This is a genomic window from Paraburkholderia sp. RL17-337-BIB-A (assembly GCF_046025895.1).
GTDB classification, from domain to species: domain Bacteria; phylum Pseudomonadota; class Gammaproteobacteria; order Burkholderiales; family Burkholderiaceae; genus Paraburkholderia; species Paraburkholderia fungorum_C.
Map to the genome: position 1 here is coordinate 1181589 of NZ_JARESY010000001.1, position 14336 is coordinate 1195924.

Below are 14336 nucleotides of genomic sequence, written 5' to 3' on the forward strand. Positions count from 1 at the left end.
CGCAATTCACCGTGAAATGTCCTGATTGCGGCGCCTGACGGGGCACGACGGCAACATGGCTCCCACGCGACCCGGCGGAAATCTGCGGGACGGGCTCAATCGGACGTTAAAAATGCCGCTATACACTACGTGCTCACGAACCCGGTCACCCCTTATGGCTCTACGGAACACCCCATGCAAGTCCCACTGACGCCCAGCAATGAAAGCGCCCGTCTCGACACATTGCGTGCGCTGAATATTCTCGATACCTTGCCTGAAGAGCGCTTCGACCGCCTGACTCGCCTCGCCAAACGGCTATTCGGCGTGCCGATCGCGCTCGTGAGCCTCGTCGATGCAGACAGGCAGTGGTTTAAATCGTGTATCGGGCTGGCTGCGTCCGAGACGTCGCGCGACGTGTCGTTCTGCGCGCATGCGCTTCTCGACGACGACATCCTGATGGTGCCGGACACATTGGCCGACGTGCGTTTTCACGACAATCCGCTCGTCACGGACAATCCGAACATCCGTTTCTACGCCGGCTGTCCGCTCACGGTTCCGAATGGCAGCAAGCTGGGCACGCTGTGTCTGATCGACACGAAGCCGCGCGGCCTCGACGAGGAAGAGCGCGAATTGCTGCGCGATCTGGCGCACATGGCTGAGCAGGAACTGGTGGCCGTGCAACTGGCCACGCTCGACGACCTGACGCTGCTGTCGAACCGTCGCGGTTTCGAAGCGCTCGCGCAACATGCATTGAACGTCTGCAAGCGGACGGATAAACCGGCGTCGCTGCTGTTTTTCGATCTGAACGATTTCAAGCTGATCAACGACACCCACGGCCACGCGGAAGGCGACCTCGCGTTGAAGGCCTTCGCCGAGGTGTTGCAAAACGCGCTGCGCGAAAGCGATGTGATCGGGCGGCTGGGTGGCGACGAGTTCGTCGCTTTGCTGACCAACTCGGGCAGCGGCGAGACGCTGGAAGTCAGGCAGCGTCTCACGGCATTGCTGGATGCGCGCAATCGCGAAGCACGGCGCGGCTACCAGATCCGCTATAGCGTCGGCCAGATTCAGTACGATCCCGCGCGGCATGCATCGATCGCCGACTTGCTCGCGGCTGCCGATGCGGCGATGTATAGCCACAAGCAGGCGTCGAAGGCACGGGCGGCGTACGGCAGTTGAGCGTGGCATGAATGCGAGCGTATTCGGTACGCACACGCGGCGTGCCGCGGATTCCGGTGACGAGACGATACACAGCACTCGCCGCCGTACCGTTGCGTCGACCTCACGGGAAATCGGCGCCGGCCCGGCGCCGCATAGCCCAAGCCCGCCACGCACGGCATAATTCCGCATTGCCGCCGCCCGTTACGGGGCGCTTCCTTTAAAGATTTCCGATGACAGAATCGCAGCAAACCGCCGCCACGCGACTGGCGCAACTCGAATGGCGCTGGAAAGCGTTTGAACACCTCACGACTGCCGAAGTCTATGCGATGCTGGCCGCTCGCAGCGCGGTGTTCGTCGTCGAGCAGAACTGCGTGTATGACGATGTCGACGGGCTCGACTCAGATGCCTGGCATCTGTTTGCCTTTGGTCCCGGCGACGCAGGCAACAACCAGCGTCCGCCGCTCGCGGGCTATCTGCGCGTACTGCTGCCCGATGCTGACGACGCTGATATCCGCATCGGCCGCGTGTTGACCACCGCGGATTTCCGCGGCATCGGCCTCGGCAACGCGATGCTCGAACGCTCGCTCGCGCATATCCGCGCGCAGTGGCCCGGTACGCCGATCCGTTTGCATGCGCAGGCGCATCTGCAGGGCTTCTACGGCGCGTTCGGCTTTACGCCGGTGTCGGAGATTCACGACGAGGACGGCATCCCGCACGTGTGGATGCGCTCGGCCTGAGCCGCGCACGCAAACCGTGCGCGACGTGCGCGCACCGAGCGGCTTCAAAGGCTGCGACATCAAAGCCCTTTGGGCATCCTCATTGCGGACCCTATCCTGCGATTCGGTCCGCCCCTGATTCCGTCGTCAAGCGCTTCAAGGGATCAGTGCTGGCCGCCCGCAGGCACTGAGGCGGCTTGCGCCGGGTCGTGGCGGGTCGCCGTGGCGCGCCGCTCGCCGCGCAGACGTCCACGTGCCGACAGCCGCATCCAGTGACGCAACGCCAGCAGCGCGCCGATCACGCTCATCATCGAACCCGGAATCCACAGCAACAGCCCGCCGATCTGCTGATCGCGCATCGGGCTCAGCCACGTGAAGGCGCGCCCGCAGATCGAGTAAATCGGATACAGCTCGTGCGGCGTGAAGAAGATAAACGCGCCGAGAAGGATCTGCGGCGGAATCGCGGCGATCACCACCAGCACGCGCTTGCCGGGCGACAAACGCGCGGGCGGCGCCGGGCGCGGATCGAGCACGAGCCACCAGAACAACAGGCCGTCGATCACCATGCTCCAGTTCATCACGCGATACAGCCGCCAGTCGAGCATCGCCATGAAATGAATCGGCGACATCAGCCAGAAGTAGATCAGCCCGACAAACAACGTGACGGCGACCACCGGATGCATCACCACGTCGAGTAGCTTGCGTACCAACGGGGTCTCCAGCGCGGGCCGCACGACGCGCTGCCGCCAGCTGAATGGAATGCCCGCGCGCAAGGCGGCGCCCGGATAGGAAAGCGCGATAAAGAACGGCCCGAGGTGATGCAGCACCAGATGCTGCGCGCGATGCATGAAGAACTCATGCTCGAAGAAATAATCGAGGCGCGTATGCAGCGCGACATACAGCGCGACCAGCCCGAACCAGAAGGATATGCGCCGGCGAATCGACACCTTCGCCTTGCGCGCGCCGCGCACGAACAGGATCGCCGGCACCAGCAAGGCAATCACGACGGTCGGCGAAAACTCCCACGGATCGAGCCAGTAGAGCAGATTCATCGCGCAGCGCTACCTGGTTACTTGGTTTGGGCAGGCGACTTGACAGCGAACGGTGTATCGAGCGTTTCGCCGTCGGAGAACTTCAGCGTCAGATGCACGGTGTCGCCCGGTGCGACCCTGTGCTTTGCGTCTTCGAGCATCACGTGATAGCCGCCCGGCGCGATTGACACCTGGCCGTGCGCGGGCACCGTCAGCTTGTCGACCATCACCATTTTTTGCGTCGAGCCGTTCGATACCGTTTGATGCAGCATCGCGTCGCCGTAGTCGTTGCTGGAAATATCCACGAGGTCGACCGGTTTGTCGCCCGCGTTCACCAGCGTCACGTAGCCGGCGGCGGGGAGGTTGTTCGGCAGCCAGCGGACCCACGCGTCTTTGACGCTGATCGCGTTAGCACCGGCGGCAAACGCTGCCGACGCGCAACCGAAGGAGAGGGCGAGGGTGCAGCTCAGTGCGGCGAACGTTTTGATCTTGATCGACATGGATGAACTCGGGAAAGGTCAGGAACGGTCATCAATGATACGGCGCAGGTCTTGTGCGATCGCATCGGGAGTATCGTGATCGGTGGCGAGCAGGCGCGCATGGCCTTCCTGGTCGAACACGTAGACGGCCGAGCTATGGGTGACTTCGTAGTCGCCATTGGGGGCGCGTTTTTCCATCTGATAGGCAACCCGGTAGCGCTTGGCGAGCGACTCGATCTGCCAGTCGGTGCCAGTCAGGCCTTCGGCGTGTTGCGAGTCGAAGGCGCCGACGTAATCGTGCAAGGCTTTGGGTGTGTCGCGCGCGGGGTCGACGGTGATGAACAGAATGCGCACTTTTTGCGCGTCCGGGCCGAGTTTGCCGAGCACTTGCATCAGGCGGCCCATCGTTTCAGGGCAGACGTCGGGACAATGCGTGTAGCCGAAGTAGACGAGCGACGCGCGGCCTTTGAACGTATCGCCGGTGACGGCATGGCCGTCGTCGCCGGTTAGCGTGAAATCGAGGTCCGGCAAGTGGCCGGTCACATTGGTCAACTGCCACGGTTCGGCGGGATGCGTGCAGCCACCTAGTGTGGCCAATGCGCCCAGCATGACGGACAACGCAACCAGGCGCCTCGTCCACGGCTGGCGCGGTGGCGAGAGGTTCGGCTGCGGGTGTCGGGGCGAAATGATTGGGAACAAAGCAGGGTTCAATGACTCGATTGAAGAGCGGCGCGTGACGCTGCCTGTGAACGGACGCGATGTGGTTCGGGCAAAGCGCGCGACCCGTTGTAGTGTGCAAATAGAGTCGTCACTGCAATAGTCTGCGTGGCTGCGACTGTATCGCAAAATTTCCCATGACGTCGCCAGGCCCCCGCAGGCGCACGGATTGCGAGTCAATTTGACGCAGACGGTTGAAAGCTCGCTGAAGCCGGATTGTTGTCTTGTTGAACGTAATTGTGAGTGGTGTCGGCCGTAATGCCCGGCCAGGCTTGTGGGCAGGCTTACTTTCTCGAAAAATTGACGGCGGCGCGGTAAGATGCGCACACTTTTCCAGCCGCAGAAGGCTGAAAGGCAAATTTAACCAATGCAAGCACTTCCGGCTGTTCTGTCTCCCAGCGAGACGGCATTTTTCTTCGACTTCGACGGCACGCTCGTCGAACTCGCGCCCACGCCGGACGGCGTGCTGGTGCAACCGCGCGTCATCGTGTTGCTGACCGAGTTGCGGAGCCTGACGAACGGCGCGGTGGCGGTCGTGTCGGGCCGCGGCATCGACAGCATCGACGGTTTCCTCGGCATGCCCGATCTGCCGATCGCGGGTCTGCACGGCGCCGAGCGGCGTGACGCGAATGGCGACACGCAGCGCATTGGTTTTCACGACGAGCGCCTGTTGCGCATGGAGCAGGTGCTCGCGCAGGTCGTCAACGAACATCCCGGCATGCTGCTCGAGATCAAAGGCGCTGCGCTGGCGCTGCATTACCGCAACGCGCCCGACCGCGAGCCAGTGGCGCGCGAGGCGACCCAGCGGCTGGTGGCCGACTATCCGGGTTCGTATGTGTTGCAGCCGGGCAAGATGGTCTACGAAATCAAACCGAAGGACGTCGACAAGGGCCGAGCCATGCGCGCGTTCCTCGACGAGCCGCCGTTTGTTGGCCGCAAGCCCGTGTTTGCCGGCGACGATCTGACCGACGAGAAAGGCTTTGCCGTCGTCAACGAGCGCGGCGGCTGGTCGATCAAGGTGGGCGCGGGCGACACGACGGCGCATACGCGCGTCGAGTCGGTCACGGCGTTGCTCGACTGGCTGGAATCGATCGTCGCGGCGGCGCGCAAGGCATGATGGATACGCCGTATCGCTCAACGTACAACACGCACTGCATCGGGAATCGCGCTTCATGAGCCGACTGATCATCGTATCGAACCGGGTTGCGCCGATCTCGGAGGGCGGCCCGGCGGCGGGCGGTCTGGCGGTCGGCGTGTACGACGCGCTGAAGGAAACCGGCGGCATGTGGTTCGGCTGGAGCGGCGACGTGCTCAGCTCCGGGCAGCCACAGATCAAGGTTGAAGAGCGCGGGCCGGTGACCTTTGCGACCATCGCGCTGATGCGCCGCGATTACGACCAGTACTACCGCGGTTTTTCGAACGCCACGCTATGGCCCGCGTTCCACTATCGGGCCGACCTGCTGCAGTACGACCGGCACGATTTCGAAGGCTATTGCCGCGTCAATGCGTGGCTCGCCCAGCAACTCGTGCCGCTCCTGCGCGAAGACGACGTCATCTGGGTCCACGACTATCACCTGATTCCTTTCGCTCAGGCGTTGCGCGCGGCCGGCGTGAAAAATCGCATCGGCTTCTTTCTGCATATTCCGTTTCCGGCTTCGCAGGTATTGCTGGCGGTGCCGCCGCATCGCGAACTGGTCGAAGCGCTCTGTTCGTTCGATCTGCTCGGTTTCCAGACCGCGCCGGATTTGCGGGCGTTGTGTGACTACATCGTCAACGAGGCGAACGGCACGGTCGACGTGTCCGCCAGCGGCCCGCTGACCGTGCATGCATTCGGCCGCAGCTTGCGCGCGGCGGCTTATCCGATCGGCGTCTATCCGGACGAAATCGCCGAGCTCGCGAAAGCAGGCGAGCGCGGCAAGCCCGTGCGCACCATGAAGACGGCACTGCATTCGCGCAAGCTGATCATGAGCGTGGACCGCCTCGATTATTCGAAGGGGCTGGTCGAGCGTTTTCGCGCGTTCGAGCGTCTGCTGGAACACGCGTCCGCGCAACGCAACAAGGTGTCTTTCCTGCAAATCGCGCCGCCGACGCGCGCCGACATGCACGCCTATCAGGACATCCGCTTGCAGCTCGAAGGGGAGTCGGGGCGCATCAATGGCCGTTTCGCCGAGCTGGACTGGACGCCGATTCTCTACATCCACAAGCAGTACGAGCGCTCGGTGCTGGCCGCGCTGTTCCGTACGGCGCATGTCGGCTACGTCACGCCGTTGCGCGACGGCATGAATCTCGTCGCCAAGGAATATGTGTCGGCCCAGGATCCGGAGAATCCGGGCGTTCTCGTGCTGTCACGCTTTGCCGGCGCCGCGCAGGAACTGGATGGCGCGTTGATCGTCAATCCGGTCGACATCGACGGGATGGCCGAGGCGCTCGCCAAGGCGCTGGAGATGCCGCTTGTGGAGCGTCAGGCGCGTCATCGCGACATGATGGTGCAGCTGCGCGAGAACAATGTGTCGGTGTGGCGCGATAACTTCATGCGCGATCTGCAGAGCGTGGGTGCGGCGAAGAGCACCAGAACGGTAAAGGTGCGTGCTGGCTCAGGCAGGAAAGCCGCGCGCGAAACCTTGCCCGGATAGGTGGGATTCAGGTGGCGATTCAGGCCGGATTCAGGCCGGATTCAGGCCGATTGCATCTACCCGGAAAAACAGAAAAGCCGCTCGAAAGCGGCTTTTCTGTTTTTGCTGAAGTCGCAGAGGGCGGCGCATCGCTTAGACCACGTGCTGCTCGTCCACTTTCTTGCCGCCGATATGCAGCGTGGTGCCCTTGCCATACTGCTTCGAAAGCAGGTCGCGGTAGAGGCCTGGGCGTTGGCGCAACTCTTCTGGACTGCCGTCGTCGATCACCTTGCCCTGGCTCATCACGATGATCCGATCGAAGTTGTTCAGCGTCGACAGCCGGTGCGCGATCGCGATCACCGTGCGGCCCACCATCAGCCGGTCGAGCGCCTTCTGGATCGCTTCTTCCGATGCACTGTCGAGCGCCGAGGTGGCTTCGTCGAGCAGCAGGATCGGGGCGTTCTTCAGGATCGCGCGCGCAATCGCGATCCGCTGACGCTGTCCGCCAGAGAGCTTCACGCCGCGGTCGCCGACAATCGTGTCGAACCCTTCCGGCATGGCTTCAATGAAGTCGCTGCAACGGGCTTCGCGCGCGGCGGCGATTACTTCTTCGCGGCTCGCTTCAGGGCGGCCGTAAGCGATGTTCTCGTACACGGTGCGATGGAACAGCGAGATATCTTGCGGCACCAGCGCGATGGCGTGGCGCAGGCTGTCCTGGGTGATCCCGGCGATCTCCTGGCCGTCGATCTTGATTGCGCCGCCCTGCGTCTCGTAGAAACGCTGCAGCAGCGCCAGCACGGTGGACTTGCCCGCACCCGACTTGCCGATCAGGCCGACCCGCTGTCCCGGTTCGATATGCAGGTCGAAGTGATCGAGAATCGGCCGGCGGCGCGGATAGGCGAACGTCACGCTTTCGAAATCGACCCGGCCGCCTTGCGACACGAGTTCGCTCGCGCCGTCGCGGTCGGGCATGCCGTGCGGCTCGAGCAGCGTGCGGACAGCTTCGGCGAGCCGCGCGACGTGCTGCGTGACGTCGACGAGCGCCACGGCCAGATCGCGCGTGCCGTGCAAGATCGTGAAGCCAAGCGAGCTGACCAGCACGATGTCGCCGGAGGTCGCCTTGCCTTGATCCCACAGCCACAGCGCCCAGCCCAGCAAGCCCGCCGACAGCAGCGCGGTGATGACCGCATGCAGCAGGCGCAGCTTTTCCAGATACAGCAGGCTCTGCTGGCGCGCTTCCATTTCCGCCTTGACGGTCGCGCCGAAACGCTGCTGTTCGCGAAACGTCATGCCGAAGGCGCGTACGAGGCCCATGTTGCTGATCACGTCGACCAGCTCGCCGTCCACCGACGCCGCCTTGGTAGCGAAGTGATGGTGCCGGGCCGAACCGCGCCCCGCCAGTTTGTAAAGCACGACCGACAGAATGGCCGAGCACAGCATCAGGCCGCCCGCCATCAGCGGGTTCACGGCGATGATCATGATGATTGCACCGAGCACCGCGATACATGGCGGCAGCACGTTCCAGGCGGTGGTGTTTTCGGCGGTGTAGACGGCGTTCGAGGTTGCCGTGATGCGGCTCGCCAGCATGCCCGGCTGTTTCTCCGAGTAATAGGTGGGCGAGTGGCCGCTCAAATACTGGAACAGATCGCGCCGCAAGTCGCCCGTGACAGCCACGAAGGTGTGCGCGGCAACCCAGCCGCCGACCCGCCACAGCAGGTTGTCGGCGGCGATCAGGCCGACCAGGATGGCGAACGCACCCCACAGTGGACCGGGATGATGCCGACCTTCGCCGAGCACGTCGATCAGATGCTTGATCGCATACTGCGAAGCGAGCGCACAGCCCACGGCCGCAAACACGCTGCACAGGACGATCGCATGCGCGAGCGGATGGCGGCGGATAAAGCGGAAAAGAAACGCAAGCGGCCGATGCGCATAGCTCGCAAGCTTTGCGTTCTGGGCATTACGCTGGGCGATGGTTAAGTGTTCCAATTGATCGTGAGGTCGATGTGTTTCGGGTTGTGCATGCAAGGCATGGGCCACAGCAAAGAGTTCGCCGCGAAGCCGATGCTTCGCATTGTAAACATCCCAAAGCGATTGCGCCCTGTGTATCCGGGCGATGGCGCGACTGATTTCGCGATAGATGAGCGCGACCTACTGTTGCTCGAGCCGCCAGCGGACCGGTGGTTCACGCAGGTTGCGGACTATTTCGGGATATAATTACAAATTGCATTCAACTGCGGTGCGGCATTTCTGCAATGCCTGCCGGTAAAGTTGACGCAAGAGCTTACAGATGCCGGAATCGAGGTCTGCGCTGCAAGCCAGTTGCTACTGTAGAACTGTCTTATAAAACAAGGGTTTGCAAAGTGTTTCGCCTTTGTAACAACGTAAAGACTTTGAAATGTTGTGGTGCAGCGAGATTCCCGGCACCGATAATGCATGCTCTGTAGGCCCGCCGAAATATCTGACAGTTTGTCAACGCAGGTGTCATGTGTGCGTTTACCGGCACATGCGCAGACGGCGAATAGCTGATCTGGGCTCACTACCCAAGCGATCCATCGCAGGATTTCTCGAAAGAATCAGGTCCGCGCCGGCATATCCGGCCAGACTGCCCTGGCGAGCAAGCGAGTCGCTTTTACCAAACGCAGTACCTTTGCCTGATTTTTTACGAGGAGTTCTTCATTATGCGAATCGCTCAAATCGCTCCCTTGCACGAGGCGGTTCCTCCCAAGCTTTACGGTGGTACGGAACGCGTAGTGTCCTACCTGACCGAAGCATTGGTTGAACAGGGCCACGACGTCACGCTCTTCGCGAGCGGCGATTCGCAAACCTCGGCGAAACTCGAAGCGTTCTGGCCGCAGGCGTTGCGCCTCGACCCGACCATCCGCGACGTGATGGCGCCGCACATGCTGCTGCTCGAAGAAGTGCGCCGCCGTGCGGACGAATTCGACGTGCTGCATTTCCACATCGATTACTACCCGTTCTCGCTGTTCGCCCGCCAGCCGGTGCCGTTCCTGACCACGCTGCACGGCCGTCTCGATCTGCCGGAACTGCAACCGATCTTCAATACGTTCAGCGACGTGCCGGTGGTGTCGATTTCGGACAACCAGCGTAGCCCGCTGCAACAGGCGAACTGGTTGCAAACCGTTTATCACGGCCTGCCGGAAAATGTGCTCACGCCGATCAAGGACGTCGAGCCGGGCTACCTCGCATTCCTCGGCCGCGTCTCGCCGGAGAAGGGTCTCGACCGCGCGATCCGCATCGCCGGCCAGGCAGGCATGAAGCTCAAGGTCGCCGCCAAGATCGACAAGGCCGACCGTGCCTATTACGAAGAAGTGATCAAGCCGCTGATGGCGCTCCCGCACGTCGAATACATTGGCGAAATCGGCGAAGCCGAAAAGCGTGAGTTTCTCGGCAACGCGCATGCACTGGTGTTCCCGATCGACTGGCCGGAGCCGTTCGGCCTGGTGATGATCGAAGCCATGGCGTGCGGTACGCCGGTCGTCGCGTTCAATCGCGGATCGGTGCCGGAAGTGATCGAAAACGGCGTGTCGGGTTTTGTCGTCGAAGACGAAATCAGCGCTGTTGCCGCCGTGAAGCGTCTGCACACGCTGCCGCGCGCCAAGGTGCGTGCGGCGTTCGAAGCGCGCTTCTCGTCGAAGGTGATGGCGCAGAACTACGTCGCCACCTACGAAGCGCTGCTGCGTCAGAAGCATCGCACAGTACTGCGCGAAGTCAACGCCAGCTAAGTGCTATAAGGAAAGGCAGTCAGACCGTCTTGCCGGAGCGCCGGCGGCGCTTTTGCCTCGGCGCCTCCGGCGATCAGGTGGTCCGGCTGCACCAACAACGCCCCGTGTGCGTCTCGCCCACGGGGCGTTGTTGCATGCGCGCCGCGTTTTGGCTTCTGAGCGGCAGAAAGTACGGTGTTGGACACCGTCTGCGTGAGCCAATCTCCGTAATATCCCTATAATGGCCGTGCCGCAAATTTGGCTGCGGCGCCGCCGACGACAGGAGGATGCCTTGGCGAGAACGAAAGAGACGCGTGCGAACGCGGCGCCCGGCGCCGGTACGATTTTCGCGCTGCGCGCCATCGGTCTCGTGCTCCTCGCTCGCTGGCTTTTTTCGATGGCGCAGATGGACCTGGGCGCGTCGCTGTCGGCGATGGTGTCCTCGCCGTGGGCGTGCATCAATCTGGTATTCCTGTTCCTGCTGATCTTTCTGCCGGGCGCGCGAGCCGTGGTTGAGCGTCCGTTTCATCCGCTGCCGCAATGGTTGCGGCAAGCGCTGCGCCTGTTTGCTTTCCTCGGTTTTCTGTTTGCGCTCTGGTCGGTCGGTGCATTTGCGGCGAGCGCCGGCTGGCGGCGCGCCGCGCAGGCGGTGGCGGCTACCAACGGCTGGCTGTTGGCGGCGCCGGCGTTATACGCCGCGGTGGTCTGGATTTGCCGGCCGCGCGCGCTGTGGCGCACCAATATCGCCGCGCGACGCTTTGCGATCGGCCGCTATGCGGTCGCGCTCGATCCGGCCACCCGCACGGTGGTCGTCTGGGCCGAGCGGCGCAAGGTGGGCCAATATGACGCGCGCGAATTGTCCGTGCGATGGGCGGCGGGCCAAGCAACGAGTTCGACACCGACGCCCACGCCCGCAGTGGCGCTCGGCGTGGCGGGCGAGCCCGGTGCGTCTGCCGCACCGCTCGGCTCGGTCGGCGCGCCTGCGTTGGCTCGCAGCGGCTTCGGCCGACGTCCGAAAATCGAATTGCTGTGGGATTCGCCGGCTGCGGCAGGCCACAATCGACAAACCGTGTTCCGCACCGCGCTCACGACCGAAGGCGATCGGGTCGCCGCACGTGCGCTCGACACCTCGTTGCAGCAAGTCTGAGTGGGTTGCTTTGTGCAGTCGGCCACACCCCGCAGGCTAACCAGGCATCGTAAAGTAAGCTGTAGTCGATAATAGGAAGTGATGCCCGGCGTCTCAGTGGGCGAGTGGACATACATCGATCGATCATATTGCGTCGTTTGCAGGAGTCGCCATGCTGGTTCGCTGGTTGCTTGCCGCCCTTCATCTACTCGCTTATGGCTTTGCGCTCGCGTCGATTCTCCGGCGCACCTGGGCGCTGCGGCGCGCCAGCGTGCCCGCTGCGTTGCGGTCCGTATTCCGCGCTGATACGGGCTGGGGCATTTCGGCGTTGGTGCTGATCGTCACCGGTCTGATGCGCGCCTTCGGTGGCTTCGAAAAGGGCGCCGACTACTACCTCCATGAGCCGCTCTTTCACTTCAAGATGACGCTGCTAGTGCTGATCCTCATCCTTGAAGTCCCGTCGATGCTTGCGCTGATGCGTTGGCGTGCCTGTATCAAGAAGGGCGCCCCGCCCGATTTGCGAAAAGCGCGCAAGTATGCGCGTTTCAGCGTGATCCAGACCGTGCTGCTGGTGTTGATGGTGTTCGCGGCTACCGGCATGGCCCGAGGTATCGGACTGCCTGCGGGCGTGGTCTAGTCGCCCGTTGAAGCGCCGGCCGGTTCGTCGCATTGAGTCGGGCCGCAACGCATGGCGTTCCGTCAAGCGCGGCAGGCGAGAAACGCCGCGTGGGCGTTCGCGCGGGTGAACGAAGCGGGGCGTGCGTAACGCCAGCAGAAACGGCCTTTTGCCGGCGGCTTCCGCATGACGTCCCGCACGCTTCTTACAGCGATTTAATTCCCGACCAGCAAGCTTGAATCGTCGAGCCGATTCGCCTTCGCGGCGTGGGTCCTGCGCGTGACATCTGAATCCGAATCGCCCAAGCCCTTGATCAACTCCAGTGCCTGACGTTCGAACAACCGCCGATACAGGCCGTTCTCGAGTCTGATCAGCGTCTCGTGACTGCCTTCCTCGATGACCTTGCCCTTGTCCAGCACCAGCAGCCTGTCCAGCGCCCGCACGGTGGAAAGGCGGTGCGCCACCACCAGCGTCGTGCGGCCCATCATCAACCGCTCCATGGCCTGCTGGATCAGCACTTCGCTTTCGCTGTCGAGGCTCGAGGTCGCTTCGTCCAGAATCAGGATCGGCGCGTCCGCGAGAAACGCCCGCGCAATCGCCACGCGCTGACGTTCGCCACCCGAGAGCTTGACGCCGCGTTCGCCCACCAGCGTGTCGTAGCCTTGGGGCAGCGCCGCGATAAAGTCGTGCGCACTGGCGAGCTTTGCGGCGCGTTCGATCTCGGCGCGACTCGCGCCGGGCCGTGCATAGGCGATGTTCTCGGCCAGCGAGCGGTGAAACAGCACCGGCTCCTGCTGAACGATCGCGATCTGACTGCGCAACGACGCCTGTTGCACCCGGGCGATGTCCTGACCGTCGATCGTGATCCGGCCTTCCGAAATGTCATACAGCCGCTGGATCAGCTTGATGAAGGTCGTTTTCCCTGAGCCCGAATGCCCGACCAGCCCGACGCGTTCTCCCGGCGCGATGCGCGCGGAGAAGTTGTCGTAGAGCGGCGTGGCCTTCGTGCCGTAGTGGAAAGTGACATGCTCGAAGCGAATTTCGCCTTTGCCGATTGCGATCGGGCCCGCTCCGGGACGATCTTCAATACCCAGCGGCTGGCTCTCCAGCGACACCAGTTCCTCCATGTCGTTGACCGAACGCTGCAGGTTGCGGATGTGCATGCCCACGTCGCGCAGATAGCCTTGCAGCATGAAGAACATCGTCAACGCGAACGTGATGTCGCCGACGCTTGCTTCGCCGCGCGCCCACAACAGCAGCGCGGCGCCGAGAATCGCGGCCTGAATCGCCACCAGCATGGCGCCCTGCAGGCCGCCGTTGACCGTGCCGCGTATCCACGTGCGGCGCGTGCGATGACGCCACTTGCGAATCACTCGTTCGAGCAGCACTTCTTCGCGCTCTTCGGCGCCGAACGCTTTCACCACGCCATTGCAACTGACGGCGTCGGCGAGGGCGCCGCCCATGCGCGTGTCCCATGCGTTAGCGAGGCGCGCGGCGGGCGCAACGAAGCCGAGCGACATGGCCACGGTCACTGTTATGTACAGCACCGAGCCGATACCGACGACTGCACCCATCATTGGCCAGCGCCAGCCGAGCAGCACCGTTGCCCCGACCAGCATGACCAGCGACGGAAGCAGCGCGATCAGCAGCGTGTCGTTGAGCAGATCGAGCGCCCACATGCCGCGCGTGATCTTGCGCACGGTGGATCCGGCGAAGCTGTTGGCGTGCCAGTCCGTTGAAAAGCGTTGCACGCGATGAAACGCGTTCGCGGCGATCTCGCTCATCATCTTGAGCGTCAGCCTGATGATGTTGAAGAACACGCCCTGGCGAAGCAGCGTGGCGCCGAGCCCAAGCGCGCTCAACACGCAGAAGGCCGTGATCGCAGCGTGCCACGCGACGGCGTCGCCGGCAGAGCCGGATGCGATCGCGTCGACGAGCCGTCCGGCGAACATTGGCGTGAGCACGTCGGCCAATGCCGAGAGCAGCACGAGCGTGGTAATCGTGACGATGCGCCAGGGCTGTTTAGCCCAGTGAAGGAAGGTGAAGCCGAGGACATCCTTGAAGGCTTGTCCACGAAAGTCGAGTTTTTTTCTGGTCATTTGCCACGACCCGGTGGCGCGCGAGCGCACCGAGGGTCCAGTCAGAAGCGAAAGAAGAGACAGTCAAGCGCGCCAGGC

12 protein-coding genes are annotated in these 14336 nt (G+C 63.0%); 7 read left to right on the forward strand and 5 right to left on the reverse strand.

The window, feature by feature from the left end; all coding sequences use genetic code 11:
• The first annotated feature begins 174 nt into the window (after window positions 1-174).
• Together P0D84_RS05590 and P0D84_RS05595 are read left to right on the forward strand one after the other, a co-directional pair.
• Window positions 175-1155, forward strand: a complete 981-nt coding sequence (locus tag P0D84_RS05590; RefSeq protein WP_408333310.1) for a sensor domain-containing diguanylate cyclase — start codon at window positions 175-177, stop codon at window positions 1153-1155.
• A gap of 212 nt (window positions 1156-1367) precedes the next feature.
• Complete coding sequence (locus P0D84_RS05595) at window positions 1368-1874, forward strand: GNAT family N-acetyltransferase (RefSeq protein ID WP_408333313.1); 507 nt, start codon at window positions 1368-1370, stop codon at window positions 1872-1874.
• Between the two features lie 143 nt (window positions 1875-2017).
• Here the strand turns inward: P0D84_RS05595 and P0D84_RS05600 are convergent, their stop codons facing one another.
• Genes P0D84_RS05600 through P0D84_RS05610 form a run of 3 tightly spaced genes read right to left on the reverse strand, consistent with a single transcriptional unit; the run spans window position 2018 to window position 3972 of the window.
• Window positions 2018-2905 (reverse strand): cytochrome c oxidase assembly protein, encoded by an 888-nt coding sequence (locus tag P0D84_RS05600; protein ID WP_408333316.1) that lies wholly within the window; start codon window positions 2903-2905, stop codon window positions 2018-2020.
• Window positions 2906-2922: 17 nt separating this feature from the next.
• Window positions 2923-3384 (reverse strand): copper chaperone PCu(A)C, encoded by a 462-nt coding sequence (locus P0D84_RS05605; protein WP_408333319.1) that lies wholly within the window; start codon window positions 3382-3384, stop codon window positions 2923-2925.
• A gap of 18 nt (window positions 3385-3402) precedes the next feature.
• The gene (locus P0D84_RS05610) at window positions 3403-3972 is read right to left on the reverse strand and encodes an SCO family protein (protein ID WP_408339692.1); all 570 of its coding nucleotides are present in this window, start codon (window positions 3970-3972) and stop codon (window positions 3403-3405) included.
• Window positions 3973-4447: 475 nt separating this feature from the next.
• On the opposite strand from P0D84_RS05610, the gene otsB reads away from it, so the two are divergent.
• Together otsB and otsA are read left to right on the forward strand one after the other, a co-directional pair.
• A complete protein-coding gene (otsB, locus tag P0D84_RS05615; protein WP_408333322.1) occupies window positions 4448-5197 on the forward strand; it encodes a trehalose-phosphatase in 750 nt (249 codons plus the stop codon).
• Window positions 5198-5252: 55 nt separating this feature from the next.
• Complete coding sequence (otsA, locus tag P0D84_RS05620) at window positions 5253-6713, forward strand: alpha,alpha-trehalose-phosphate synthase (UDP-forming) (RefSeq protein WP_408333325.1); 1461 nt, start codon at window positions 5253-5255, stop codon at window positions 6711-6713.
• A gap of 132 nt (window positions 6714-6845) precedes the next feature.
• Here otsA and P0D84_RS05625 read toward each other — a convergent pair whose 3' ends face one another.
• Window positions 6846-8681: an ABC transporter ATP-binding protein gene (locus P0D84_RS05625; RefSeq protein WP_408333328.1), complete on the reverse strand. Its 1836-nt coding sequence runs from the start codon at window positions 8679-8681 to the stop codon at window positions 6846-6848.
• A gap of 692 nt (window positions 8682-9373) precedes the next feature.
• Between P0D84_RS05625 and P0D84_RS05630 the strand changes: the two genes are divergently transcribed.
• From P0D84_RS05630 to P0D84_RS05640, 3 genes are all read left to right on the forward strand, one after another.
• Window positions 9374-10438: a glycosyltransferase family 4 protein gene (locus P0D84_RS05630; protein WP_408333331.1), complete on the forward strand. Its 1065-nt coding sequence runs from the start codon at window positions 9374-9376 to the stop codon at window positions 10436-10438.
• Between the two features lie 271 nt (window positions 10439-10709).
• Complete coding sequence (locus P0D84_RS05635) at window positions 10710-11564, forward strand: hypothetical protein (RefSeq protein WP_408333334.1); 855 nt, start codon at window positions 10710-10712, stop codon at window positions 11562-11564.
• Between the two features lie 151 nt (window positions 11565-11715).
• On the forward strand, window positions 11716-12180 hold the full coding sequence (locus P0D84_RS05640; RefSeq protein WP_408333337.1) for a DUF2214 family protein: 465 nt from the start codon (window positions 11716-11718) through the stop codon (window positions 12178-12180).
• A gap of 194 nt (window positions 12181-12374) precedes the next feature.
• On the opposite strand, the gene P0D84_RS05645 is transcribed toward P0D84_RS05640, so the two are convergent.
• Window positions 12375-14258: an ABC transporter ATP-binding protein gene (locus P0D84_RS05645; protein ID WP_408333340.1), complete on the reverse strand. Its 1884-nt coding sequence runs from the start codon at window positions 14256-14258 to the stop codon at window positions 12375-12377.
• Window positions 14259-14336: the final 78 nt, after the last annotated feature.

What these genes read in the sequence shown, in the direction of transcription:
- P0D84_RS05605 (WP_408333319.1), bottom strand. Translation starts at nt 3,384, where the DNA reads ATGTCGATCAAGATCAAAACGTTCGCCGCACTGAGCTGCACCCTCGCC.
- otsA (WP_408333325.1), top strand. Translation starts at nt 5,253, where the DNA reads ATGAGCCGACTGATCATCGTATCGAACCGGGTTGCGCCGATCTCGGAG.
- P0D84_RS05590 (WP_408333310.1), top strand. Translation starts at nt 175, where the DNA reads ATGCAAGTCCCACTGACGCCCAGCAATGAAAGCGCCCGTCTCGACACA.
- P0D84_RS05600 (WP_408333316.1), bottom strand. Translation starts at nt 2,905, where the DNA reads ATGAATCTGCTCTACTGGCTCGATCCGTGGGAGTTTTCGCCGACCGTC.
- P0D84_RS05630 (WP_408333331.1), top strand. Translation starts at nt 9,374, where the DNA reads ATGCGAATCGCTCAAATCGCTCCCTTGCACGAGGCGGTTCCTCCCAAG.
- P0D84_RS05610 (WP_408339692.1), bottom strand. Translation starts at nt 3,972, where the DNA reads ATGCTGGGCGCATTGGCCACACTAGGTGGCTGCACGCATCCCGCCGAA.
- P0D84_RS05640 (WP_408333337.1), top strand. Translation starts at nt 11,716, where the DNA reads ATGCTGGTTCGCTGGTTGCTTGCCGCCCTTCATCTACTCGCTTATGGC.
- P0D84_RS05595 (WP_408333313.1), top strand. Translation starts at nt 1,368, where the DNA reads ATGACAGAATCGCAGCAAACCGCCGCCACGCGACTGGCGCAACTCGAA.
- otsB (WP_408333322.1), top strand. Translation starts at nt 4,448, where the DNA reads ATGCAAGCACTTCCGGCTGTTCTGTCTCCCAGCGAGACGGCATTTTTC.
- P0D84_RS05645 (WP_408333340.1), bottom strand. Translation starts at nt 14,258, where the DNA reads ATGACCAGAAAAAAACTCGACTTTCGTGGACAAGCCTTCAAGGATGTC.